The following is a 23,045-nucleotide window of genomic DNA, read 5'->3' on the forward strand; positions in this document are numbered from 1 at the left end:
CGGTGCTCGACCTCGACCGTCTGCCCCTGTCCCGTAAGCAGCTGCGCAGCATCGGACAGGCCACCCGCCGTATCAACATTTGGCACGGGTCGGTTCGGTCCGGGAAGACCATCGCGAGCCTGCTCGCGTTCGTGATCGCCGTCGCCACTGCGGGCCCGTCCGGCCTGATCATCATCTGTGGCCGGTCGCTCCAGACCATCGAACGGAACTGCCTCGAACCCCTACAGGACCGCGCGTTGTTCGGGCCCCTCGCCCGGCACATCGTGCACACCCGCGGGGCGACCACGGCGACGATCCTCGGCCGCACCGTCCACCTGATCGGCGCCGCCGACGCCCGCGCCGAGGGCCGCCTACGTGGCTTGACGGCGCAGCTCGCGTACGTGGACGAGGGCACCCTCTTGCCCGAGGGCTTTTTCGTGCAGCTGCTCGCCCGCCTGTCCGTGCCGGGCGCGCGCCTGTACCTGACCACCAACCCGGACAGCCCGCGGCACTGGCTCAAGACCGGCTATCTCGACCGCGCCGCCGACCTGAACCTCGCGTCGTGGCACTTCAAGCTGTCCGACAACCCGTCATTGAGTGCCGAGTACGTGGCGAGCCTCGCCGCCGAGTACGTCGGTCTCTGGCGCCGCCGGATGATCGAGGGCGCGTGGGTTGTCGCCGAGGGCGCGATCTTCGACATGTGGGACGAGGGTCGCCACGTCGTCACCCAGCTGCCGGACATGCGCCGGTATTGGCTTGGGTGCGACTACGGCACCACGAACCCGTTCTCGGCGATCCTGCTCGGCGAGGGTGTCGACGGCCGGCTGTACGCCGCTGCCGAGTGGCGCCACGACTCCCGCGCCACGCACCGCAGCATGACCGACGCGCAGTACAGCGCCGCCGTGCGGGCGTGGCTCGACGGCCTCGGCATCACGCCCGAGTGGACGTTCATCGACCCGAGCGCCGCCTCTTTCTCAACCCAGATGTGGCAGGACGGACACCCCGGCCTCGCGCGCGCCTCGAACGAGGTCGCCGACGGAATCCGGTCCGTGTCGAGCCTGCTCGCCGCCGACCGGCTGCTCGTACACGAGTCGTGCGAGGGACTGCTCGCCGAACTGCCCGGCTACAGCTGGGACCCCAAGGCCACCGAGCGCGGCGAGGACGCCCCGTTGAAGGTGGACGACCACAGCGCCGACGCACTGCGCTACGCCGTCCACTCGACGGCGCACGAGTGGCGGCACCTGCTCACCGCGCCCAGGGAGGCCGCCGCCCCATGACCGGATCGTTCACCCTGCCCGTACGTTTCTCCGTCGGCGAGCACACCGTCGAGGTAGGCGAACTCACCCTCGCCCCCGGCGAGCAGCTGCGCCCCGCCCTCGCCGCCATGTTCCGCGAGGCCGCCGACGCGATCGAGGCCGGCGAGGAAGGGGGCGACGATGGCACTCCCTGACCAGGGCGCAGCGTGGCCGCCCCCGGCATGGGCCCCGCTGTACGACGCGATGCGCATCGACGACGCGTGGTACAGCGGCGACCGGCAGCGCCTCGCACGTGTCTACACGAACCACAAGCGGCCGACCGAGCGCCGCCGGCTGTGGGGGCGAAAGTCGTTCGAGCACCGCCTCGACCGGCGCGACAACCGCCTACACGTCCCCTTGCCTGGTGACATCGCGTCGACCTCGGCCGACTTGCTGTTCGCGGACATGCCGACGATCAAGGTCGAGGACACGGCCACACAGGACCGCCTCGACCTGCTGCTCGACGAGGGCCGCGCGCAACAGACGTTCCTCGGCGCGGCCGAGCAGGCCGCCGCCCTGTCCGGCGTTTTCCTCCGGGTGACGTGGGATCGGGAGTTGGCCGACCGGCCGCTGTTGACCGTCATGCAGCCCGACGGCGCCCTACCCGAGTTCCGGTTCGGGATGCTGCGCGCCGTGTCGTTCTGGCGCGAGCTGGACGGCTCGACCGAGGCGACCGTATGGCGGCACTTCGAGCGGCACGAATCCGGTCGCATCGTGCACGCGCTGTACGAGGGGAGCGGCGACAAGGTGGGCCGCCGGGTGCCGCTCACCGAGCACCCCGACACGGCCGACCTGGTCGGCTCGCTCGACGCCGACGGCGAGGGCGACAGCATCGCGACCGGCATCCGGGACCTGACCGCCGCGTACATCCCCAACATGCTGCCCAACCGGCTGCACCGCGGTTCGCCGATCGGGCGCAGCGACTACGCCGCGCCGATCTACGACATGTTCGACGCCCTCGACGAGACGTGGACCAGTTGGATGCGCGACATCCGCCTCGCCCGCGCCCGGCTGATCATCCCCGATGGCTACATGCGCAACGAGGGAGCAGGCCGGGGAGCGTCGTTCGACGACGACCGCGAGGTCTGGCACAGCCTCAAGATGCCGCCCAACGAGGGCGCGGGCATCACCCTGAATCAGTTCGATATCCGGGTCGAGGAGCACCGAGGCACGGCGGAAGCGATCATGCGGCAGGCCGCCCAGGCCGCCGGCTACTCGCCCCAGTCGTTCGGCCTCGACGGCGACGGACAGCCGGTCACCGCGACCGAGGTCGACAGCAAAGACCAACGGAGCATGGTCACCCGGCGGAAAAAGGCCGGGTACTGGCGACACGGCGTGGCCGACATGAGCCACGTCATGTTGCAGCTCGACGCGAAGCTGTTCGGGAGCCGCATCACGCCCGCCCGCCCACGGGTGGAGTTCGGCGACGGCGTCGCCGAGAGCGAGCAGGCCACCGCGACCACGCTCGACCTGCTCGCCCGCGCGGGCGCCGTGTCGACCGCAACGAAGGTGAAGATCCTCAACCCGACGTGGGACGACACCGCGGTCAAAGCCGAGGTCGCCGCGATCCTCGCCGAGACCGGAGCAGCCGCGCCGGACCCCGTCGGCAACTTCCCCATGGCCGCGTGACCGACGGGGGGTGAGTCGGTGCCCATCCACCCGGGCATGGTCGAACCCCTCGCCGAGCGCACCCGCGACCTGTACGCGGGGGCCGAGGAACGCCTACTTGCCATCGTCGCCCGGCAGCTCGCCGCCGGCCTCGACGCGCCGGGGTGGGCCGAGCGCAAGCTCGCCGCCATCCAGCAGCTACGCCGCGCCTCACAGGCCGTGGTCGATGAACTGGGCAAGGCCGTCAACCTCGAAGTGTTCGACGCGGTCGCCGAGGCGTACAACGAGGGGCACCGCGCCGCGGTTGCCGAGATCGGCGCACTGTCCGACGACGCGCGGGCCCTGGTCGACGACGTGACCCCGAACGCGCAGGCCGTCGACCGGCTCGCACAGGAAACGGTCGACCTGGTCACCTCGACGCACCGCTCGATTCTGCGCGCCGTGGTCGACCGCTTCCGGGCGATCGTCGCCGAGGTCACCGCCACGCCCCTACTGGGCACCGGCACCCGTCGGCAGGCCACACAGGACGCCATGCGGAAGTTCGCCGACGAGGGCATACGGTCGTTCGTCGACCGCGCCGGTCGCCGATGGCAGCTGACCAGCTATGCGGAAATGGCCGTGCGCACCAGCGTTGCCCGCGCCGCGACGGAAGCGCACATGCGCACCCTGTCCGACGCCGGTATCGACCTGGTGTACGTGTCCGACGCGCCGCGCGAGTGCCCGCTCTGCCGCCCGTGGGAGGGCCGGGTACTGGCCATCGACGGCCCGACCGGCGAGCGCACGGTCGAGGTCGAGCACGCGACCGAGGACGGCCGCATGATCCCCGTACGGGTCGCCGGGACGCTCGACGAGGCACGCCTCGCCGGGTTCCAGCACCCGAACTGTAGGCACTCCGTATCCGCATACACCCCAGGTCTGACAACGATCGAGCAGGCCGAGAGCGACCCCGAGGGGTACGAAGCCGGGCAGCGACAGCGGGCGATCGAGCGGAACATCAGGAAGCACAAGAAGCGCGAGGCCGCCGCCGTCACGCCCGAGGCGCAGCGCGCCGCACGGCTCAAGGTCAGGCAGTGGCAGGGCGCCATGAGGTCGCACCTCGCCGCGCACCCCGGCCTACGGCGCAACCCCAAGCGCGAGCAGCCGGGCGCCTCGAACCTCCCGCCCGAGCAGCGCCCCCGCAAGCCGGGAGCGCCCAAGCCGCCCGGCCCGCCCACGCCCGAGCAGGTCGACGCCGCGCGCGTGTGGTCGGGCGACGACCAGGCCGTACGAGAGATGAGCGACGACCAGCTCGCCGCCGCCATGCGCTCGAACCTGCTCGACGACCGCGCCCGCGCGAGGATCGAGGCCGAGGCCGATCGCCGCGACCTCGACGACCTGCTCGGCCGCATCGCGCCGGGCGGCACCCTCGCCGACGACCTGACCGGGTTCGGCGACCAGGAACTCGCCCGCGTCTTCCCCCACCTCGACGACGGCGACGCACTGCGCGTCATGGCCGAGATGGACCGGCGCGACCTCGCGGGCCGCCTGCCGGGGGTGTCCCCGGACCTGGTCGGCCTGTCCGACCACGACCTCGCCGCCCGCGCCCGCGGGGCGGACGCCGACACGCTCGCGCTGCTCGCCGCCGAGGCCGGACGGCGCGACCTGCTCGCCCGCCTGTTCCCCGGCGGACAGCTTCGCGCCGACCTGTCCGACGTGTCCGACGACGAACTCGCATGGGCGATGCAGTACGCGACCAGCGAGGAACTGCTCAGGATCGCCGCCGAGATGGACCGGCGCGACACCGTCGACATGCCGCAGCCGGCGGATACCGGCGATGCGGTCGCCGACCTGCTCGCCGACCGGGACGCCCTCGCCGACGCCCTCGACCCCGCCCCGAACCCCGACGGGTGGGGAGCCCTCGCCGACGACGCCGTGTGGGCCGCCATGGTCGGCGACGACCAGGCAGATACGGACGACGACCACGACGACGAGCCGCGCATCACCCGCCGACAGGCGAGGGAGATGTACGACGAATACGTGTACATGCAGTTCCTCAAGGCGGAACACGACTGCAACGGCTACTTGCTCAACAAGAAGGGCAAGGCCGCCGGCCGCTCCCCGCAAGCGTTGTTCAGCGGGCCCGCGCGCATCGCGTACGCCTACGCGTCGGACGAACTCAAGGAGTGGTGGGGCATCCATGGACGCCTCACGCAAGCTGAGTTCGTCGAGCAGGCGACCGGCAAGCCCCAGCGCTGGGCGGGCGCGGCCCGGTTCAATGAGGCCAAGGAGCAGCAGCGCAGATAGGGGGACGGCGTGGGCACGCGCGAGCAGATCGTCGAGGCGATCACCAAGGGCACGGCAGCAGGCGAGACCGGCCAGGAGCCGACCGCCTGCCCGTACCCCGTCGGCTCCATCCTCATGAGGGCGTGGATCAAGGGATACGCGCCCGCCCGCCGCGCGCGAGAGAGCAGCGCCGCCGAGTAGCACACACCACCGACAGCACGACCGAGGGGCCCGCCTGGTGCGGGCCCCTTTCGCATGTCCGAACGCGCCCGCCAGGAGCGGGCCCAACGCACCAGGAGTGCACCCCATGAACACGCGCACCCTCCCCCGCCCGCGCCTCGACGGTGCCGGGTGGTCCCACCCCTACCCGGTGAACCCGTTCTCTCCGGTCCTGTACGCCGACGGCGGGGGCGACGGCGGGGGCGGCGACGGCGGGCAGGGCGGCACGGGCACCGGCCAGCAGGGCGACCCGGCAGGCGAGCCGGGCGGGCAGGTCCCGCCCCAGCAGAAGCCCGCCGCGCCGCCGCAGCAGCAGCCGGCCGAGGGTGACGAAACGACTCTCCCCGCGTGGGCACAGAAGGCCCTCAGCGACGCCCGAGCCGAGGCCGGTAAGGGCCGGATCACGGCGAAGCAGAAGGCCGCCGACGACGCCCGGCAGGAGATCGCCCAGCAGATCGGGAAGGCCCTCGGCCTGGTCCAGGACGACGGCCCGCCGGACCCGGCGAAGCTGACCGAGCAGGTCGCCGACCTCTCCGGGCAGCTGCGCGCCGCCCGCTCGGAACTCGCCGCGTACCGCGCCGCCGGGACCGAGGGCGCCAACGCCGCGCGCCTGCTTAACTCCCGTTCCTTCGTGGAAAAGCTCGCCGCCCTCGACCCCACGGCCGAGGGGTTCGCCGAGCAGCTGCGCAAGGCGATCACGGACGAGGTCGCCACCGACCCCGACCTGTACCGCGCCGCGCCCGCCGGGCCCCCGCGCGGCGGCGCCGAGTTCCAGGGCGCACCGACCGGCGACCGGAAGCCCGCCAACCTCACCGACGCAATCGCCGCCCGTCTGGGCGGCTGACACCCCAGGAGTAACCGCACATGGCCGTGACCCTCGCTCAGGCGAAGCTCAACACACAGGATGACGTCGACCTGATGGTCATCGACGAATTCCGCAAGTCGTCGTGGCTGCTCGACAACCTGCCGTTCGACGACGTGGTCAACCCCGCGGGGGGCGGCGCGACGCTCACCTACGGATACACCCGGCTGATCACGCAGCCCACCGCAGCGTTCCGCGCGATCAACAGCGAGTACGAGAAGACCGAAGTCACGCGCCAGCGGTACACCACGGACCTCAAGGTTCTGGGCGGCGCGTTCCAGATCGACCGCGTGCTCGCGAACATGGGCCCGGCCGCATCCGGTGAGGTCAGCCTCCAGATGTCGCAGAAGATCAAGGCCGCGAACGCCACCTTCAGCGACGCCGTGATCAACGGCGATTCGGCGGTCGATGCCGACTCGTTCGACGGCCTCGACAAGGCCCTCGCCGGCTCGACGACCGAACTCAACCTCGGCACCGCGACCGGCTACGACTGGTCGGCCGTCAACTCGCAGGTGACCGGCATTGCCGCGCTCAAGCACCTGCGCCGGCTGTACGCCAAGCTGGACGGTGCCCCGAGCGCGCTCCTGATGAACGCGGACGCCCTCGCGGCGCTGGAGACCATCGGCGACTTCGTGTCGCAGCTGGGCACCCTCGACGCGTTCGGCCGCACTATCACCACGTGGCGCGGCGTGCCGCTGGTCGACCTCGGCGCCAAGGCGGGCAGCAACGACCCCGTGATCCCGACCGACACCACGGCCGGTACGACGGACATCTACGCCGTGCGGATCGGCCTCGACGGTTTCCACGGCATCAGCACCACGGGCGGCGCCCTGGTCCGTCAGTGGCTCCCCGACTTCAACAGCGCGGGCGCCGTCAAGACCGGCGAGGTCGAAATGGGACCGGTGGGCGTCGCGCTCAAGGCGACCAAGGCCGCCGCGGTTCTGCGCGGCGTGAAGGTGGCCTGACCATGGCGACCCTTCACAGCCCCGTTGACGGGTTCACAGGCGACGGTCCCGCTGGTCTCCAGTTCCGCAACGGCAAGGCCACCACGGACGACCCGGCGGTCATCGCGTACGCGCGCCGCCGGGGGTACGGCGTCGACAAGTCCGCGCCGGTCCAGCCCGAGCCGGTCGAGCCGGTCGACCCGCGCGAGGTCGAGGTCGAGCAGGTCGGCACCACGCTGCGCGATGCCGCGGTCGACCCACGGCCGAGCGACACGGGCGCACCGTCCGGAGCCGGCGAGGTCAACCCGCACGGGCCCGAGTCCGTCGCCCCGGGCATCGCGGCCGAGCCGGTCGAGGCACCCAAGCGCAAGCGTCCCGCACCGCGCCGCAAGGCCGAGCAGGGCACGACCGACGGGGGGTGACCGGTGGGCCATGTCTACGCCACCCCCGAACAACTGGCCGCGTGGACCGGCACCCCGGCCCCGCCGGGCGCCGAGCGGCTGCTCGCGCGGGCGTCCGAGGACATCGACGACGCCCTACTCACCAGCGTGTACGCGGTCGACGCCGCCGGTCTGCCGACCGATCCGGCCGTCGCGGGCGTCCTCGCCGATGCCGCCTGTGCCCAGGTCGAGTACCAGCTCGCCACGGGCGACGACGGCACGGGCGCGGCGGGCCGTTGGGGAAGCGTCTCCATCGGCCCTGTCTCGCTCGGCGACCGGCGCGACAGCCCCCAGGCAGCCGGCGACGTGGACCTCGCGCCGCGCGCGCACCGCGCCCTCACGCGCGCGGGACTGCTGCCGGGGGTGATCTGGTGAACGTCCCCCGCTACCTGCTGCGCCACCGGATCACGGTCGAGCCGTACCTCGGCGACACCGCGTACGGCCTGAAGTACGGGCCGCCGGTCGAGGACGTGCCCGCCCTGGTCGCAGAAACGATCCGGCTTGTCCGCGACCGCGAGGGGCGCGAGGTCACGAGCACCGCGCAGATCGTCGCCGAGCCCGGCCTCGACTGCCCGGCCGAGTCGCGGATCACCCTCCCCGACGGCCGGATCACCAAGGCGATAGCCGTCGCTCACCACACCGCGCCGGGCCTGCCGGTGCCGCAGTGCACGGAGGTGAGCGCCGAGTGACCCAACGTTCCCGCCTCAACTGGAACGGGGCCGCCGCCCTGCGCGGCACCCGCGCCGGGGCCGTGCGAGGTCTGCGGATCGCCGCCGAGCACGTCCTCACCGAGTCGCGGAAGGTCGTCCCGATCGAAGAGGCCACCCTCGAACGTTCGGGCGTCGCCACGGTCGACGAGACCCGCCTCACGGCCGCCGTGTCCTACGACACCGTGTACGCGGTCAGGCAACACGAGGAGCTGAATTTCCGGCACGACCCGGGCCGGACGGCGAAGTACCTCGAACGCCCCCTCACCGAGCAGGCCGACGCGGTCGCCGAGATCATCGCGGCGCAGCTGCGGAGGTCGCTCCGTGGCTGACCTCGACCCGCTCGACGGCGTCGCCCGGCTGCTCGACGGCCTCGGCCTGGTCACCTACGACCCGGACGGCACGACCGGCGACCTGTTCATCGAGACCATGCCGCCCACCCCCGATGCCGCGGTCGCCCTGTGGCTGTACGACGGCGAGGCCCCCGACCCTCTCAACGCCTACGACCGGCCCCGGTTGCAGGTGCGCGTACGCGGCGGGCCCGACCCGCGCGTATCGCGCCGCCGCTGCTGGCGGATCTACAGCGCGTTGCACGGCCTCGCGGGCGTGGAACTGCCCGACGGCACGTGGCTTGTGCTCGCCGTCGCGCGAGCCACCCCGGCCCCGATGGGCCCCGATTCCTCCGGCCGACACGAGCACGTCGTCAATTTCGACCTCGACGTGTCGGCCCCCACTGACCACCGCACCGAATAGGAGGCCCCCGCATGGGACGGCCCATCGACGCCCGAGGCTGGGAATTCGAGGTCGAGACGGCGACGCCGGACACCTTCGTACGCCTCGGCAAGCTCACCAGCTGGACCCACAACCCCGGCGAGAACGAAGAGACCGCCGACACGACCACGTTCGACAGCGAGGGATTTTACGAACAGGACGTGATGCAGAGGGGCGCGACCATCGAGGTCAGCGGCCTGTACGCGGCCCTGTCCGGCACCCCCGACGCCGGACAGGACTACATCGACAAGACGTGGGCGTTCCGGTTCGGCGAGGAGTCGCGCGGAACGCTGCGCTACCGGCACGTGTCACAGGACGAGTGGACCGTGTGGGAGTGCACCGTCACGCCCGGCGAGCAGGGCGGCGAGACCAACGCCAAGACCAGTTGGGGCGCCACGTTCACCCGGTGCGGCGCGCCGACTACCGCTGCGGTGGTGACGACCCCGTGACCGAGCAGCCCATCGACCAGGCCGAGGACGCCGTCGAGGTCGCCGACTTTGACGCGTTCTTCGCCGAGCAGGCCGAGCCCGAGCCCAAGGGCGTACCGCTGCGCCTGTACGGGCGCACGTACACCCTGCCCGCCACCCTGCCCGCCCTGTTCACTCTCCAGCTGCACCGCGTGCAGCACTCCGCCCGGCCCGAGGACATCCGCCGGCTGCTCGGCTCGATGTTCGGTCCGGACGCCGTCGACCACTGGACCGAGGCGGGCATGTCCGACCGTCACCTCGGCATCGTCCTGCTGTGGTCGACCGCCAACGTCGCCGAGCCGGGCACCGTGTCCATGGAACGCGCCGCGCAGCTGTACGACGAGCGCGAGGCCGCCAAGGGAAAAGCGGCACCGCGGCGGGCCCCGGCCAAGCCCCGGCCCAAGGCCAAGGGCAAGGCCAAGCCGCGGAGTTCTGGCAAGCAGTCCTGACCAACTGGGGCGCGGTCGAGTCCGACCTCGCCCAGACCTACGGCCTGTCGGCCGAGGACATCGCGCGCCTGTCCACGCGCGCGTTCCTGGTCCGCCTGTCGGGCCTGCCCGCCGAGTCACGGTTCGCGCACGCGTGGCGCAGCACGCCCCGCGTGGTGTCGGACCCCGACGAAATCGCCCGGCTCACTGGGCGGTGATCAGCACAACAACTGAATAGCGCGCGGCGCGCGCCGTGTTGGGGGGTGCACCTTGTCCCTCACCATCGGCGAACTGGTCGGTTACATCGACCTCGACGACTCCGGGGCACAGCGAGGAGTCGACCGGACCGAGGCCGCCCTACAGGGGTTGCAGCGGGACGCGGACGGCCGGTTGCGCGACATGCGCGGCCGGTTCGCCGTAGCCGGTGCGGAGATGGGCGGCGCCCTCGGCGACGGCATCGGCGGGGGCGCCGAGGAAGCGGGGCGCGGCCTCGCCGGAATCGGCCCCCTGATCGGCGCGGCGGCGACGAGTACCAAGCTGCTCGCCGGCGGCGCCGTGGTCGCGGCGGGCGCGCTCGCCGCCGTTCCGCTCGCCGTGATCGGCCTCGGCGCGAAGGTGCTCGCCGAGAACGAGCAGGTAAAGGGCGCGTTCTCGGACCTGTCCGAGCACGTCAAGGGCAAGATGCAGGAGCTTGCCGAGCCCCTGGTCAAACCCTTCGTTGCCGCTGCTGACCAGCTGGGCGGCATCTTCGACGACCTCGCCCCGCAGATCGGCGCCCTGTTCGAGGGCGTCGCCCCGCTGGTCGAGCCGCTGGTCGAGGGCATCGGCGCACTGGCCAAGGGCGCAATGCCCGGCCTGGTCGCCGCCGTCGAGGCCGCCGGGCCCGTCATCGACGCGCTGTCGACCGGCCTCGGCGCGGTCGGCGACGGCCTCGGCGGGTTCTTCGAGGGCGTCGCGACCGGCGCGGGCGGCGCGGCCGAGGGACTGGGCGGCCTGTTCGGCGCGGTGGGCGAGATCCTGCCCGCGCTCGGCGGCCTGATCGGTGCCCTCGCCGAGGCGGGCGGGCCGGTCCTGTCCGCCCTCGCGGGCGCGCTCGGCCCCCTGGTGCAGTCCCTCGCGGGCGCGCTCGGCCCCGCGCTCGCCTCGCTCGGCCCGCCGCTCGCGCGGCTGGTCGCGGCGCTGGGCAAGGGCCTACAGCCCATCGTCGATGCGCTCGGCCCGGTGCTCGCCGCCGCGGCTGACGCGTTCGGCGTCCTGATCGACGCCCTGTCGCCGATCCTGCCCGTCATCGGCGAGCTGGTCGCGTCACTGCTGCCCGCCGTCACGCCCCTGTTGACGGCCGTCGGCGACGTAATCGCCCAGGCGGCGCCGGTCGTAATGCTGCTGGTCAACGCCCTCGCGGGGGCGTTGCGCCCGATCATCGCGCAGCTGCCGGGCCTGATCGCCCCGTTCGCGGCGACCCTGGGGGATCTCGCAGAAACGATCCTGCCGATTCTGGCCCGGCTGATCGTCGCCCTGACGCCGGCCCTCGCCACGATCGGGCAGGCGTTCGGGCAAATCCTGGTCGCCCTCGCCCCGCTGCTGCCCGCCATCGGCGAGCTGCTGATCGGCGCCCTCAACGCCCTGATGCCGATCATCGAGCCGTTGATCGGCCTGGTGGGACAGCTCGCGGGCATCCTCGCGAACGGCCTCGCCGCCGTGATCGAGCAGGTGGTCGTACCGGTCATCGGCGCCATCGTGGCGCTGCTGTCGGGCGACTTCGGCAAGGCGTGGGAGTTGGCCAAGACGGCCGTATCCAACGCGGGCCGGCTGATCGGCGAGGCCGCGACCAAGGTCGGCGAGTGGGTCGGCAAGGGCATATCGGCCGCCGTCGACTGGATCAAGGGCCTGCCCGGCCGCGCGTACTCGGCCCTCGCCCCGCTCGCGGGACAGCTCCGGGACCGCGCGGTATCGGCGCTGCGCAGCTTCAAAGACTCGATCGTGTCCAAGGCCGGCGAGGCAATCGCGTGGGCCCGAGGACTGCCCGGCCGTATCGGCTCGGCGATCGGGAACCTTGGCTCGCTGCTGGTCGACAAGGGGAAGGACATCGTTCGCGGCCTGCTGTCCGGCGTCAAGTCCATGGGCAGTTGGCTGAAATCGCAGCTGATCAGCTTCGCGAAGAACATGATCCCCGGCCCGATCGCGAAAGCCCTCGGCATCGCGTCGCCGTCCAAGGTCATGGCCCGGCAGGTCGGCCGGTGGATTCCCGCCGGTCTGGTCAAGGGCATCGAGGGCGGCGCGGGCGCGCTCGATCGCACCATGCGCAACCTGGTGACCCCGCCCGCCGTCCCGTCGCTCTCACCCGCCCTCGCGGGCGCGGGCGCGTACGGGAACCCCTTCGCCGCCTCGGCGTCCGGCGCGACCGTGCACGTCGAGCACTGGCACGCCGCCGAGAACGGCAGCCCCGACGACAACGCCCGCGCGCTCGCGTGGCTGGCCAAAGCGAGGGGGTGACGATGGCTGTCGGCGACCAGGTCACCCGGCCCGGACAGGTCCAGTACGGCGACCTGCTGCTCGGCGCGGGCACCCCGTACCGGTGGCGCGGCATCACGGGGTGGGAGGAACTGCCCGCCCTTGACTCCGGAACGGTGCCGCGCAGCGACGCGCACGGCGCGTTCCCCGGCGGCCTGCTCGCACAGGCCCGGACGATCGGTCTCGAAGGGTTGGTCATCCGGGCCCCGCGGGCGTCCGTCGGCGCGGTCGTCGCCGCCCTCAACCGGGGCACGGTGCCGGTCGAGGACGAACTACCTCTCGTCGCGTGGCTCGACGAGCGCGGGCCCCTGCTCGCGTGGGCCCGCGCGACCCGCCGGGCGATACCGGCGAGCCTCGGCTACCGGCTCGGCACCATCACGGGCGGCGCGGTCGAGTTCGTCGCCACCGACCCGCGCCGGTACGGCCTGGTCGAGCAGGTGACACCCGCGACCCTGCCCGCCCCGGAAAGCGGCCTGGTGTGGGACACCGACCCCGAGCAGGCCCTCGACGCCGACCAGGCCGCCGGCGTCGGCGAACTCTGGCGCTGGTGGACGAACGGCGACCCCGTCCTCGCCGGCGACGGCGTCGGCACGGTGAGCGTGCACCCGAAGACACCCGGCGGTGAACTGGTCTGGTCGGCCGAAGCGAGCGACTACGGGTGGCCGGTGTCCGTCGGCGCCGAGGTCGCGTTCACGTCGGCACTCGCCGCCGCCCGGGGCGCGACGATCATCCTGCGGTGGTGGGACGCGTCCGGCGCGTACCTCGCCGACTCGACCGGCGACCAGGGCGACGGAACGTTCGCCGCGCCCGCTCCCGCCGGGGCCGCATGGGTGCAGCCGGTCGTACTCCTCCCGGCCGCCCTCGCCGCGCCCGTCCCGATCGGCACGTCGTCGCTGCTGATCGGCTCGCCGTCCGGCGGCCTGTCGTGGCCGCTCGACTTCGGCACCCCCGGCAGCACCGGCACGTTGTCGGTCGTCAACGCCGGGGACGCCTCGACCCATCCCGTGATCGAGTTCCGGGGCCCGATGGAACGGCCCTCGCTCACCAACGTGGACACGGGCGACGTACTCGAATACGACCTCCCCCTCGCCGCCGAGGACCTGCTCGCCATCGACACCGCGGCGGGCACGGTCACGCTCAACGCGACCGCCTCGCGGATCTACACCGCGACCTCGCGCTCGGTGCCCGAGCAGACATGGACCCTTCCGCCGGGCGCCTCACAGCTGCAATTCCGCGCCGCGTCCGGCGACCCCGCCGCGACCGCGACCGTGCGGTTTCGCCCGGCCTACTGGTAAGGAGACACCCCCCGTGACCGTGCGTTCCGCATGGCTGCTGCCCAAGGCGCAGACCCGTGAAGACACCCGCCTCGCCCCCGTATCGCCCGTCGCCCACGAGTCGCCGATCAGGGTCCGCGACGGCGTCCTACCGGGCGGCGACCCGTTCGCCGCGACCGGTGTCGCCGCAATGCAACTACAGATCGGTGCCGGGCGCGCGTACGTACAGGGCACCGACGCCCAGGGCGCGTACCCGATCGCCAACGACGGGCCGGTCACCCTCACATTCACCGACGGCGACGCGCAGTTCGGCCGTATCGACACCGTCGCCCTGCGCGTCCTCGACGCCCTGTTCGACCAGGAAGGGCAGAACCTTGCCCGTATCGAGGTCGTCGAGGGGGAGCCGGACGCGACGCCGACCGCGCCGACGCTTGAGCCGGCCAGTCTGCGCCTGTGGGACGTGACCGTACCCGCGGGCACCTCGGCGGGCGTGGGCGGTATCAACTGGGGGTCCGCCCTCGCCGACCGGCGGCGCTTCACCACGGCCGCCGGGGGCATCATCCCGCGCGGGTGGGGACTCGGTTTCGACGGCTCGTACGACGGCCAGTACCGGGACAACGGCGGCGAGTTGGAGCGCTGGAACGCGACGGCCGGTGAGTGGCAGGTCTACCGCGCACCGCGCCGGACCGAGTCGACCGCGACCGGGTTCGTCGTCTCGTCCGGGTACACGCTGAGCAGCTTCGCCGCCCGCCGCAACCCGGATGCGGGCGTGTGCTCGTTCGTGGCCGAGGTGAGCCGCAAGGGCGCGCAGCTGGACGTACCGGCCGCGGGCAACATCAACGACGAGACGATCGGCACCCTGCCGAGCGGGTGGCGCCCGAGCATCGACGCCGACATATCCGTGTCCGACGGATACGGCGAGGGGTCCGCCCGCGTGTCCGCGTCCGGTGTGCTCACGCTGCGCACGTGGACCGGAAACGGCGCGCTGCGCAGCGACCGGAACATCAGGGTCTCTCACACGTTCCTGCTGCCGTGACGGGGGGTGCCGTGCGCGCCGCGCCCCCGTACCGGGTCCTGTTCTGCGACCTACGCAGCGACCAGCTGCTCGACGCCCTGCCCGTACAGGGCGTCGCCCTCGATGACTACATCGGCAAGACCGGCAGGTTCACCGGCACCGTGCCGATCCCCAACCGGGCCATGGCCGAGCGGGCCCGCCGGGCGATCCTGCCGGGCCGTACGGGGATATGGGTCGAGCGCGGGCGCGACCTGTGGTGGGGCGGCGTCCTGTGGACGCTCGCCCTCGACTCGGACGACCGCGGGCGCCTCGGGGCCCAGATTCAGGCCGGCGGGTGGGAAAGCTACCTGTACCGCCGGCTTCTGTACGACACGCAGATCGCGCAGCAGGTCGACCAGTTCGACATAGCGCGCGGCCTGGTCGACTACGCGCAGAGCGCGACCGGCGGCGACATCGGCATCACGTACGACGGCGACCCGTCCGGCGTCGCGCGTGACCGTACGTTCCTGCGGTACGACCTGCCCAGCATCGGCGACCTGCTCGACGACCTCGCCGCCGTCGAGAACGGGTTCGAGTGGCGCATCGCGAGCTTCCGCGACAGCGACGGCCGCCGGATCAAGCGGTTGCAGCTGGGACACCCCACGATCCGTACGGGCGCGTCCGAGGTCGTCCTCGACCATCCGGGGCCGGTCATGTCCTACACGTGGCCAGTCGACGCCACCCGGAAGGCGAACGCGTGGCAGACGCGCGGCGCGTCCATCAACGACAACCAGGCCGCCGACTCCTACCCGCTTACCTCGCCGGTCCTGATCGCCGACGACGACCTCGCCGCCGGGTGGCCGCGCCTCGACGGATCGAGCGACTACACCACCGTAGAGCGACAGGACACCCTCGACGCCTACGCCCGCGCCGACCACACCGCCGCCCGCAACCCGGTGACCATCCCGGAAATCACGGTCCGGCTCGGCGGCGCGATCACGCCCGGCCTGGTCGGCTCGACCATCCGCCTACGCATCCGCGACCTGTGGCACCTGGACGCGCTCGACGCCCGGTACCGCGTGGTCGGCATCAGCGTGAGCCCGCCCGAGCGCGGGCGCCCCGAGACCGCCCAACTCTTCCTGGAGGCCCCGTAATGCCGTTCGTCCCACAGGACGTACTCGACCGCATCGCCGCCCTTGAACGCGAGGTACGGCAGCTGCGCGGGCGCGCGCAGATGCGCCCCGCCCTTAACCAGATCCTCAACGGCGACGTGCGGATCGGCGAGGGGGGCCGGCTGATCGCCGAGGCCGCGAACGGCAACCGCGTCTTCATGACCGGCCAGGACACGGAAGGCGATTGGGCCGTCGGCATGGCCCGCTCGGTGTCCGGTACGGCCGCCCTCACCGTCGGCGACGAGTACAACGGGTCGGGCGCCGGCCAGATGATCCGCACATGGTCGCGGTCCGGCGAAGTGATCGTCATGGATGACGCGTGGTGCGACTGGATGCTCGGCCGCCCGTGGATTCCGTTCCCCCTGTACCCGACCATGATGCAAGGCCAGGAAGCCAACTCGAACTGGAACTACGCGTGGGTGGGCCGGGGCCCGGTACAGAACCCCGTAGCCGTGATCAGCTTCTCGACGATCAGCTCGAACGGCGGACAGGTCCGCGTCAACTACGTACCGCCGAACGGGAACGCCCGCACCCTCGGCACCTGGTCCATCCCCAGCGGCTCGACATGGGTCAACCGCACCATCACCCAACCGCTCGACGGCGCCGACTGGGGCGACGAGGTCACGTTCCAGATTGAGCACCGCAACAACAGCGGCACAGGCGCGATCGAAACCCGCGTGTTCACCAGCTACACGCGGAACACGTTCAGCGCCTCGGAAGTCCCCGACCCGCCCGCCAACCTCGCCGCCGCCTCGGCGACCGCCGAGGCCCGCGCCGTGCCCGGCGACCCCAACAAGCCGGATCAGGAGGCGTGATGCTGCCCGAGGGAATCCCGACCGTCCGGGTAACCGGCCGGTTCCTCACGCCCGAGGGCAAGCCCCTGTCCGGGCAAGTCATCTTCCGCGCGCCGGGCATGGTCACCTTCGGAGAGTTCGACGTGATCCTCGGCGGGCCGGTCACCGCGCCGCTCGACGCCACGGGGGCGATCGAGGTCGTCCTACCGGCCAACGACGCGCCCGGCATGAACCCGAGCGACTGGTCGTACATGGTCGCCGAACAGCTCGCGGGCGTCGCGGTGAACCGCGTCTATCAAGTCCTGTTGCCCGCCGAGACGCCCGAGGTCGACCTCGCCGACATCGCGCCGACCGACCCCTCGACACCGTCCTACGTCGCCGTACGCGGCGACAGCGCGTACGAGGTCGCCGTCGAGCAGGGGTTCACCGGCACCGTGTCCCAGTGGCTCGCATCGCTGGTCGGCCCCCAGGGCGTCAAGGGCGACACAGGCCCAGTCGGAAGCCGCATCTACACCGGCACCACCGCGCCGACGGCCGCCCTCGGCGTCGACAACGACCTGTACGTACAGAGCGAGTCGACAACGGTCCTCGGCGTCACCAGCCAGACCGTGACCATGTGGCAGAAGACCGCCGGGGCGTGGGCGCAGCGGGTGCCGAACGTGCGCGGCGCCGCCTGGTACGTGAACACGACCTCGACGCCGAGCGCCGACACCAAGCCCGGCGACCTGCTGCTCAGGACCGACACGGGCGACGTGTGGCAGCGCAACGCGAGCGGGTGGGGGACGGCCGTCGGCAACCTCAAGGGGCCCAAGGGAGACAAGGGCGACCAGGGCGCGGCCGGTACAGCGGGCGCAGCCGGCGCACCGGGCGTCGTGCAGTCCGTCAACGGGCAGTCCGTCGCCGCGGTCGTCCTCTCCGCCGCCGACGTGGGCGCCATCCCGGCGACCGCCGCCGGTGCCGTGAACGGCGTCGCGCAGCTGGGCACGGACGGGAAGGTACCCGCCGCCCAGCTGCCGACCAGCAGCGGCGGGGGCGCCGTGTCCTCGGTCAACACCAAGACCGGCGACGTAGTGCTCACGGCAACCGACGTGGGAGCCGAGGCCGCCGGTTCGGCCGTCCTGCTCGCCGGAACGCAGACGATCACCGGAACGAAGACGTTCAGCGCCGTGCCGTCGAGCAGCGTCGCGCCGACTACGGCGAACCACCTCGCCCGCAAGTCCTACGTTGACGCCGTCCCCCCGCCCGGCCAGTGGGCGCCCGGCGACCACGGTTTCGCCGCGTGGGCGTTCGACCCCGCCCTCGGCCAGTCGACCGCGCTCTACCCGGGGTCGGGCCCGATCCGCGTAACGGCCGTGATCCTCCGCGCCACGACGAGCATCACGCGCATTGCGTGGTTCGCCACCGGCTACGCGGGAGGGCTGCAATCGGGGTCGTGGGCCGCCATCTACAACAGCAGCGGCACGCGTGTTGCAGCGACCGGCGACCTGTCGACGGCCACCTACGAGCCGCCCGAGGAGCACGACGCCGGGGGCGGCACGATCACGAGCCCGCTCACGGCCGCGTACTCCGCAGCGGCCGGCGTCTACTACGTGGCGTGGCGCATGGTCTACAACGCGACGACTGGTGACGGCCCGATGTTGCTCGCCGCCGAGTCCGGAGCCGGCGCGCCGCCCAACCAGTTCGGCTACTCGATGGTGCGCCGGTTCGGCGTCTACGCGACCGGCGGCACCACGGCCCCCGCCTCGATCACCCTCGCGTCCATGGAGAACGGCGCCAACCGCTTTTGGGTCGCCCTGGTGTAACCCGCACCCCTCACTCACCGCACGCCCGCGCGCACCGCGCCGGGCGTTTTTTCATGTCTGGAGACACCCACCGTGGCACGTATGCCCGGCGCCACATGGCGCCCGATCCCGATCAACTACACCGACGGCGGACAGGCCGAGGTACGCGGCGTCGTCGTGCACATCATGGCCGGAACACTCAGCGGCACCGACTCGTGGTTCAGGAACAGCAAGGCCCAGGCGTCGAGTCACTTCGGCACCGGCAAGGGCGGCGCCCTGTATCAGTGGGTCGACACGAGCGACCGCGCGTGGGCCCAGGCCGCGGGCAACTCCGCGTGGCTGTCCGTCGAGAACGAGGGACAGGGCGGCGACACCCTCACCGACGACCAGCTCGACCGGAACGCCGAGGTACTGGCGTGGGCCCACGTGACCTACGGCGTGCCGCTCAAGGTCGCCACGTCGACCAGCGACCGCGGCCTCGCGTACCACGGCCTCGGCGGTAGCGCGTGGGGCGGGCACACGTCGTGCCCCGGCTCCCGGATCGTCGCGCAGCTGCCCGAGATCGTCCGCCGCGCGAAGAAGCTCACCGGCAGCACCGCGCCGAGCGAGCCGACCGGCGTCGCCCGCTACCGGGTCACGATCGGCGGCCTCGCCTACGGGTACGGCGCCAAGGGCGACCACGTGACCAAGGTCGGCCGCGCCCTGGTCGCGAAGGGGTTCGGGAAGCACTACGCCGAGGGGCCCGGCCCGACCTGGTCGGACGCCGATACCGAGAACTACGCCGACTACCAGCGGTCGTTGGGGTACAGCGGGTCGGACGCCGACGGCGTGCCGGGGGAAACGACTCTGCGGAAGCTGCTCGGCACCCTGCCCACCGCGCCGACGCCGGCGGCGAAGGTCGTCGACCTGTCCAAGCTGCTCGCCGCCGCCCGGACCGACCCGGCCAAGGCCGGTACGCCGGTCTCCTACGCGGGCGCCCGGATCGTCGAGGACGCCCTCGCCGCCGAGGGACTGCTCGCCAAGAAGTACGCCGACGGTCATTTCGGCACCCAGACCAAGGCCGCGTACGCCGCGTGGCAGCGCCGTTGCGGGTACTCCGGTGCCGCCGCCGACGGCCTGCCCGGCCGCGCCTCGCTCGACGCCCTCGCGAAGCGGCACGGGTTCACCGTCACCGCCTGACCGGCCCCCTCCCCCCGCCCGCCCCGCCACGCGCGGGGCGGGCCCTCTCCGAACAGGAGCACCACCCCATGACCGACGCCAACAAGCGCACCGTACGGACCGTCATACAGGGCATCGTCGGGTTCGCCGTCGCCCTGCCCGCCATCGTGGACGCGTCCGGCGTGCCCGAGTCCCTGCCGTGGGTCGCCGCCGGTCTCGCCGCAGCCGGCGGCCTCGCCCGCGTCATGGCCCTGCCGTCCGTCGAGGCCCTGCTCGACCGGTTCGGCCTCGGCCTGGTCGACACCGCGCCGGACGCCGGGGGCACCCCGAAGTGACCAGCCCCTCGCCGTCCGACCCCGCAGCGGTAGCCGTCGAGCTGGAGAGGATCAGACGCACGATCGAGGTCGGATTCACCCGCACCGACGGCGCCCTCGCGCTGCTCATGCAGCGCCACGACCAGACCGACGAGCAGATCAAGGAACACACCCGGCGACTCGACGACCACGACGTACGCCTCGACATCGTCGAGCGCGGCGAGACCGAGCGCCAAAAGCGCGACCTTGCCCGGCTCGACGCCCTCGAACGCGCCCGGTGGCCCCTGCCGAGCATCGCCGCCCTGGTCGGCCTGGTCGGCCTCGCACTCACCCTGTGGCAGTTCGCCACCCGCACATGAGCAACGCCCCCCGTACGGCCGCGTATGGCCGTGCGGGGGGCATTGTCTTGTTCCCCCGGCGGCCTGCTCGCCGTAGGCTCGCGCCCAGGTTCCACACGACGGACGGCCCGCCCCCGAATGCCGCGGGGGCGGGCCGTCGTTGCGTGTCTGGCTCCCTTACATCTGGCCGAACTGACCGGCCGCCGCCGCCGCGGCGAACGACGACAGCGCGGCGCGGCCGACGAGCAGCGCGGGCCCGTGCGGGTCCTTGCTGTCCCGAACGGCCACCGTCTCGGCATTCACGATGCCGCACTCGACGCACTGCGCCCCGCTGTCGCTGTACGTGGACTTCCACCACGTGACAGGCAGGGTGGAGGCGTCGTCAACATGTGTCATGCGTTCTTCCTTATCTCTGTGATCAGTTCCGCCGACGCCTCGACCGAGAGCGCGGCGGACGTGAGCCGTTGCCAGGCATCGCGATGAGCGGCGACCTGCTCGCGTTCCTCGACGTAGAGAGCCGAGGTCAACCCCTCCGTGTGGACCACGTCGAGGTCAGCATGGGGGCCGAAGCCCAGAATGGTGAAGCTGCCCAGCTGTCCGACGTGCAACGGCGCGTTGGCAGGCAGCACCTGTACGTTCACGTTCGGCCGCTTCCCCATGGACAGCAACCGGCCCAGCTGTTCATGCATCACGCCGTCGCCCTCGGATGTCGAGCGTAGGGCCTGCTCGGCAACGATGGCCCACAGGGTGAGCGGGTCCTCGCGGCTCAACACCGCTTGACGCGCGAGGCGCACCTCGACCAGGGCATCGACGCGAGCCTCGACCGCCTCTGACATAGCCGTTGCTCGGATGATCTCGCGGGCGTACTCGCCGGTCTGGAGCAGGCCAGGGATCACGCCCAGCTGCCACGACGAGACCGATTCGGCCTCGGCCTCAAGGCTGATCAGATCCTCGTACACGGGCGTGAGGACGCCCCGGTACGAATGCCACCAACCACGCTGCGCGCCTTCCTTGGTGAGCGTGAGCAGCGCCGCGCGCAGTTCGTCGCTCACCTCCCGGCCAAGCGCGACGTACAGATCGAGCAGGGCGTCGATGTCCTTTGCCTTGGCCGGACTCTTCGCCGTCTCGATCCTCGACAGCTTCGAGTACACGAACCGGCCCTCGGACCGCTCGGCTACCTCTTCGAGGGTGAGTTCGGCACGCAGCGCGCGCAGCTTCGTCCCGAGGCGCCGACGGCGCACTGTAGGCGCACTCATTCCCTTGCCCTCCCCTTCGGTGGCTTGCTCGACAGTCTGCCCGGCCCCGTCATCGGCTGTCACCTGCGTACTTAACACACCGCGCTCCCCTCCTACCGGCATATGCAAATTTCTACCGTCCCACGTTAGGGCTTGCACTAGGGAGAGTTGGGGGAGCAATGTTGTGTGACGAAAGGTCAAAGCTGCCCGGAGCGTGCTACGAAATACCTTGCGCGCTGTGGCGCTCACCCGTGAGGGGACAAGCATGATCGAACAACGGCGGGCCGGACTGCCCGCTTGCTGCACACCCGCTGTCGGCCCGCCGCCGATTCTGTTACTGGCCGGCGAGCCGCAATCTGCCAAAGCGGCCCGTGAGTTCGTACGCGAGTTCGTGACGTACCACGTTCCGGGCGCATCCGAGGACTACCTCGACACCGCCGTACTGGTCACGTGCGAACTGGTCACCAACTCCATCCGGTACGGCACCGAACCCGAGGACTCCGTACGCGTCGTACTCGACGCCGACGACAGCCGGACACGGATCGAGGTACACGACCCCGTGCGCCGGATGCCCCGGACCCGGCCCGAGTCCGAACACCGCGACCGCGGGCGAGGGTTGATCATCCTCAACGCCCTTTGCCCCGGCGCGTGGGGAGTCGACGACATCCCGATGGGCAAGTCGGTGTGGGCGGAGGTGAAGGGGTCGTGACCACACCCGAGACGATCGCCCCGCCCGGCCCCGGCTTCATCGCGGGCGTTCGGTTCGCGACCGGCCTACAGCGCACCGAGGCGTTCACGGTCGCGCAGCTGCTCGCCTACCACGTCCCGCCGCGGCTCCCACACGAGAGCGTCGAGCGCATCGGCGAGGGAATGCGCGCGCTCGCCGGCGCGATGCACCTCGGCCCCCACGACGCCCACGCCCCGTACATCGGGCACCGCATCCGCATACGGGCCGGTGCCCCGTGGCTCGACTACGGCGACGACGAGTACCGGGTACGCGTGGTCGCGTCGTACGACTGGGTGCGCCTGGTCGCCGCCGGTACGCCGGTCCGCGTGTACGTGCTGTTCGACCCGCTCGACGCCGGGGCCGACCAGGCCGCGACCGCCGCGCACGCGACCGACTGCTACAACCGCGGCGCGATGCGCTGGGGCACGACGTACCACGTATGACCGGCGGGAAGATGGGCCGTCCCGGAGTGATGCATACCCCGGGCCGACCCATCCCGCCGAGCGTACAAGGCACCCCCCGGCCCTCCATAGGGGTTCAGCCACCTGCGGCGCGCGTCCCGTGGCGCGCGTCCGACGCCCCCCGCTACCGGACCCGGTGAGACGGTAGCGGGGAGGCCCGCCGTCGCCGTTTCCCCCGAGCGGCGCGGCGGGCCGGAACCAGAACGGCCCCGGTACCTAGTCAGGTACCGGGGCCGCGTCCTGCTCGGCGAGGTCGTCGCCGCCTTCCGGGTGGGGATGCCCCTTTAGGCTCACAGTCGTGGAA

General features: G+C 71.9%; 27 protein-coding genes. 25 read left to right on the forward strand and 2 right to left on the reverse strand.

The genetic code is table 11. The annotated features are described in order from the left end of the window. Positions 1 to 2: 2 nt before the first annotated feature. The 23 genes from ABZ385_RS31855 (at position 3) to ABZ385_RS31965 (ending at position 20,339) form a co-directional block, all read left to right on the forward strand. Positions 3 to 1,256, forward strand: a complete 1,254-nt coding sequence (locus ABZ385_RS31855) for a PBSX family phage terminase large subunit (protein WP_358914058.1) — start codon at positions 3 to 5, stop codon at positions 1,254 to 1,256. Beyond that, on the forward strand, positions 1,253 to 1,429 hold the full coding sequence (locus tag ABZ385_RS31860; protein ID WP_358914059.1) for a hypothetical protein: 177 nt from the start codon (positions 1,253 to 1,255) through the stop codon (positions 1,427 to 1,429). Before ABZ385_RS31855 ends, ABZ385_RS31860 begins: the two co-directional genes overlap by 4 nt. Beyond that, positions 1,416 to 2,903: a phage portal protein gene (locus ABZ385_RS31865; protein WP_358914060.1), complete on the forward strand. Its 1,488-nt coding sequence runs from the start codon at positions 1,416 to 1,418 to the stop codon at positions 2,901 to 2,903. The genes ABZ385_RS31860 and ABZ385_RS31865 overlap by 14 nt, the downstream gene beginning before the upstream one ends. 18 nt (positions 2,904 to 2,921) lie before the next feature. Then, the gene (locus ABZ385_RS31870; RefSeq protein ID WP_358914061.1) at positions 2,922 to 5,165 is read left to right on the forward strand and encodes a phage minor capsid protein; all 2,244 of its coding nucleotides are present in this window, start codon (positions 2,922 to 2,924) and stop codon (positions 5,163 to 5,165) included. A gap of 9 nt (positions 5,166 to 5,174) precedes the next feature. After that, positions 5,175 to 5,345, forward strand: a complete 171-nt coding sequence (locus ABZ385_RS31875) for an Rmf/CrpP fold protein (protein WP_358914062.1) — start codon at positions 5,175 to 5,177, stop codon at positions 5,343 to 5,345. A gap of 106 nt (positions 5,346 to 5,451) precedes the next feature. Then, the gene (locus tag ABZ385_RS31880) at positions 5,452 to 6,207 is read left to right on the forward strand and encodes a hypothetical protein (RefSeq protein ID WP_358914063.1); all 756 of its coding nucleotides are present in this window, start codon (positions 5,452 to 5,454) and stop codon (positions 6,205 to 6,207) included. A gap of 20 nt (positions 6,208 to 6,227) precedes the next feature. Next, on the forward strand, positions 6,228 to 7,190 hold the full coding sequence (locus ABZ385_RS31885) for a major capsid protein (protein WP_358914064.1): 963 nt from the start codon (positions 6,228 to 6,230) through the stop codon (positions 7,188 to 7,190). Between the two features lie 2 nt (positions 7,191 to 7,192). Next, positions 7,193 to 7,591, forward strand: coding sequence for a hypothetical protein (locus ABZ385_RS31890; protein WP_358914065.1), 399 nt, complete (start codon positions 7,193 to 7,195; stop codon positions 7,589 to 7,591). A gap of 3 nt (positions 7,592 to 7,594) precedes the next feature. Next, on the forward strand, positions 7,595 to 7,984 hold the full coding sequence (locus tag ABZ385_RS31895; protein WP_358914066.1) for a hypothetical protein: 390 nt from the start codon (positions 7,595 to 7,597) through the stop codon (positions 7,982 to 7,984). Continuing rightward, the gene (locus ABZ385_RS31900; RefSeq protein ID WP_358914067.1) at positions 7,981 to 8,298 is read left to right on the forward strand and encodes a hypothetical protein; all 318 of its coding nucleotides are present in this window, start codon (positions 7,981 to 7,983) and stop codon (positions 8,296 to 8,298) included. The genes ABZ385_RS31895 and ABZ385_RS31900 overlap by 4 nt, the downstream gene beginning before the upstream one ends. After that, positions 8,295 to 8,648: a hypothetical protein gene (locus tag ABZ385_RS31905; RefSeq protein WP_358914068.1), complete on the forward strand. Its 354-nt coding sequence runs from the start codon at positions 8,295 to 8,297 to the stop codon at positions 8,646 to 8,648. Before ABZ385_RS31900 ends, ABZ385_RS31905 begins: the two co-directional genes overlap by 4 nt. Further along, positions 8,641 to 9,069 carry a minor capsid protein gene (locus ABZ385_RS31910; RefSeq protein ID WP_358914069.1) on the forward strand — a complete coding sequence of 143 codons (429 nt, stop codon included), beginning with the start codon at positions 8,641 to 8,643 and terminating at the stop codon, positions 9,067 to 9,069. Before ABZ385_RS31905 ends, ABZ385_RS31910 begins: the two co-directional genes overlap by 8 nt. Positions 9,070 to 9,080: 11 nt before the next feature. Next, positions 9,081 to 9,536, forward strand: a complete 456-nt coding sequence (locus ABZ385_RS31915) for a hypothetical protein (protein WP_358914070.1) — start codon at positions 9,081 to 9,083, stop codon at positions 9,534 to 9,536. After that, on the forward strand, positions 9,533 to 10,003 hold the full coding sequence (locus ABZ385_RS31920; RefSeq protein ID WP_358914071.1) for a hypothetical protein: 471 nt from the start codon (positions 9,533 to 9,535) through the stop codon (positions 10,001 to 10,003). Before ABZ385_RS31915 ends, ABZ385_RS31920 begins: the two co-directional genes overlap by 4 nt. A gap of 249 nt (positions 10,004 to 10,252) precedes the next feature. After that, entirely contained in the window at positions 10,253 to 12,475 is a 2,223-nt protein-coding gene (locus ABZ385_RS31925; RefSeq protein WP_358914072.1) for a hypothetical protein, read from the forward strand. 2 nt (positions 12,476 to 12,477) lie between these two features. Further along, positions 12,478 to 13,788 (forward strand): hypothetical protein, encoded by a 1,311-nt coding sequence (locus ABZ385_RS31930; protein ID WP_358914073.1) that lies wholly within the window; start codon positions 12,478 to 12,480, stop codon positions 13,786 to 13,788. Between the two features lie 13 nt (positions 13,789 to 13,801). After that, a complete protein-coding gene (locus tag ABZ385_RS31935; protein WP_358914074.1) occupies positions 13,802 to 14,803 on the forward strand; it encodes a hypothetical protein in 1,002 nt (333 codons plus the stop codon). Continuing rightward, on the forward strand, positions 14,800 to 15,915 hold the full coding sequence (locus ABZ385_RS31940; protein WP_358914075.1) for a hypothetical protein: 1,116 nt from the start codon (positions 14,800 to 14,802) through the stop codon (positions 15,913 to 15,915). The genes ABZ385_RS31935 and ABZ385_RS31940 overlap by 4 nt, the downstream gene beginning before the upstream one ends. After that, positions 15,915 to 16,748, forward strand: coding sequence for a hypothetical protein (locus ABZ385_RS31945; RefSeq protein WP_358914076.1), 834 nt, complete (start codon positions 15,915 to 15,917; stop codon positions 16,746 to 16,748). Before ABZ385_RS31940 ends, ABZ385_RS31945 begins: the two co-directional genes overlap by 1 nt. Beyond that, on the forward strand, positions 16,748 to 18,529 hold the full coding sequence (locus ABZ385_RS31950; RefSeq protein WP_358914077.1) for a hypothetical protein: 1,782 nt from the start codon (positions 16,748 to 16,750) through the stop codon (positions 18,527 to 18,529). The genes ABZ385_RS31945 and ABZ385_RS31950 overlap by 1 nt, the downstream gene beginning before the upstream one ends. Before the next feature lie 81 nt (positions 18,530 to 18,610). Then, positions 18,611 to 19,687 carry a peptidoglycan-binding protein gene (locus tag ABZ385_RS31955; protein ID WP_358914078.1) on the forward strand — a complete coding sequence of 359 codons (1,077 nt, stop codon included), beginning with the start codon at positions 18,611 to 18,613 and terminating at the stop codon, positions 19,685 to 19,687. Positions 19,688 to 19,755: 68 nt separating this feature from the next. Continuing rightward, on the forward strand, positions 19,756 to 20,001 hold the full coding sequence (locus ABZ385_RS31960; protein WP_358914079.1) for a hypothetical protein: 246 nt from the start codon (positions 19,756 to 19,758) through the stop codon (positions 19,999 to 20,001). After that, positions 19,998 to 20,339 (forward strand): hypothetical protein, encoded by a 342-nt coding sequence (locus tag ABZ385_RS31965; protein WP_358914080.1) that lies wholly within the window; start codon positions 19,998 to 20,000, stop codon positions 20,337 to 20,339. Before ABZ385_RS31960 ends, ABZ385_RS31965 begins: the two co-directional genes overlap by 4 nt. Before the next feature lie 156 nt (positions 20,340 to 20,495). Here ABZ385_RS31965 and ABZ385_RS31970 read toward each other — a convergent pair whose 3' ends face one another. Beyond that, positions 20,496 to 20,714 (reverse strand): DUF397 domain-containing protein, encoded by a 219-nt coding sequence (locus tag ABZ385_RS31970; protein WP_358914081.1) that lies wholly within the window; start codon positions 20,712 to 20,714, stop codon positions 20,496 to 20,498. Then, entirely contained in the window at positions 20,711 to 21,574 is an 864-nt protein-coding gene (locus ABZ385_RS31975) for a Scr1 family TA system antitoxin-like transcriptional regulator (RefSeq protein WP_358914083.1), read from the reverse strand. Before ABZ385_RS31975 ends, ABZ385_RS31970 begins: the two co-directional genes overlap by 4 nt. Positions 21,575 to 21,818: 244 nt before the next feature. Here ABZ385_RS31975 and ABZ385_RS31980 point away from each other — a divergent pair, with 244 nt between their 5' ends. Both ABZ385_RS31980 and ABZ385_RS31985 read left to right on the forward strand, forming a co-directional pair. Further along, positions 21,819 to 22,262, forward strand: a complete 444-nt coding sequence (locus ABZ385_RS31980; RefSeq protein WP_358914084.1) for an ATP-binding protein — start codon at positions 21,819 to 21,821, stop codon at positions 22,260 to 22,262. Next, on the forward strand, positions 22,259 to 22,723 hold the full coding sequence (locus ABZ385_RS31985) for a hypothetical protein (RefSeq protein WP_358914082.1): 465 nt from the start codon (positions 22,259 to 22,261) through the stop codon (positions 22,721 to 22,723). The genes ABZ385_RS31980 and ABZ385_RS31985 overlap by 4 nt, the downstream gene beginning before the upstream one ends. Positions 22,724 to 23,045 lie beyond the last annotated feature (322 nt).

The organism is Streptomyces sp. NPDC005898 (assembly GCF_040629635.1).
Lineage (GTDB): Bacteria > Actinomycetota > Actinomycetes > Streptomycetales > Streptomycetaceae > Streptomyces.

Bases quoted from the DNA above. Each gene is read 5' to 3' on its own strand.
- ABZ385_RS31860 (WP_358914059.1), top strand. From the start codon at position 1,253: ATGACCGGATCGTTCACCCTGCCCGTACGTTTCTCCGTCGGCGAGCAC.
- ABZ385_RS31865 (WP_358914060.1), top strand. From the start codon at position 1,416: ATGGCACTCCCTGACCAGGGCGCAGCGTGGCCGCCCCCGGCATGGGCC.
- ABZ385_RS31880 (WP_358914063.1), top strand. From the start codon at position 5,452: ATGAACACGCGCACCCTCCCCCGCCCGCGCCTCGACGGTGCCGGGTGG.
- ABZ385_RS31885 (WP_358914064.1), top strand. From the start codon at position 6,228: ATGGCCGTGACCCTCGCTCAGGCGAAGCTCAACACACAGGATGACGTC.
- ABZ385_RS31890 (WP_358914065.1), top strand. From the start codon at position 7,193: ATGGCGACCCTTCACAGCCCCGTTGACGGGTTCACAGGCGACGGTCCC.
- ABZ385_RS31915 (WP_358914070.1), top strand. From the start codon at position 9,081: ATGGGACGGCCCATCGACGCCCGAGGCTGGGAATTCGAGGTCGAGACG.
- ABZ385_RS31930 (WP_358914073.1), top strand. From the start codon at position 12,478: ATGGCTGTCGGCGACCAGGTCACCCGGCCCGGACAGGTCCAGTACGGC.
- ABZ385_RS31945 (WP_358914076.1), top strand. From the start codon at position 15,915: ATGCCGTTCGTCCCACAGGACGTACTCGACCGCATCGCCGCCCTTGAA.
- ABZ385_RS31950 (WP_358914077.1), top strand. From the start codon at position 16,748: ATGCTGCCCGAGGGAATCCCGACCGTCCGGGTAACCGGCCGGTTCCTC.
- ABZ385_RS31955 (WP_358914078.1), top strand. From the start codon at position 18,611: ATGCCCGGCGCCACATGGCGCCCGATCCCGATCAACTACACCGACGGC.
- ABZ385_RS31960 (WP_358914079.1), top strand. From the start codon at position 19,756: ATGACCGACGCCAACAAGCGCACCGTACGGACCGTCATACAGGGCATC.
- ABZ385_RS31970 (WP_358914081.1), bottom strand. From the start codon at position 20,714: ATGACACATGTTGACGACGCCTCCACCCTGCCTGTCACGTGGTGGAAG.
- ABZ385_RS31975 (WP_358914083.1), bottom strand. From the start codon at position 21,574: ATGAGTGCGCCTACAGTGCGCCGTCGGCGCCTCGGGACGAAGCTGCGC.
- ABZ385_RS31980 (WP_358914084.1), top strand. From the start codon at position 21,819: ATGATCGAACAACGGCGGGCCGGACTGCCCGCTTGCTGCACACCCGCT.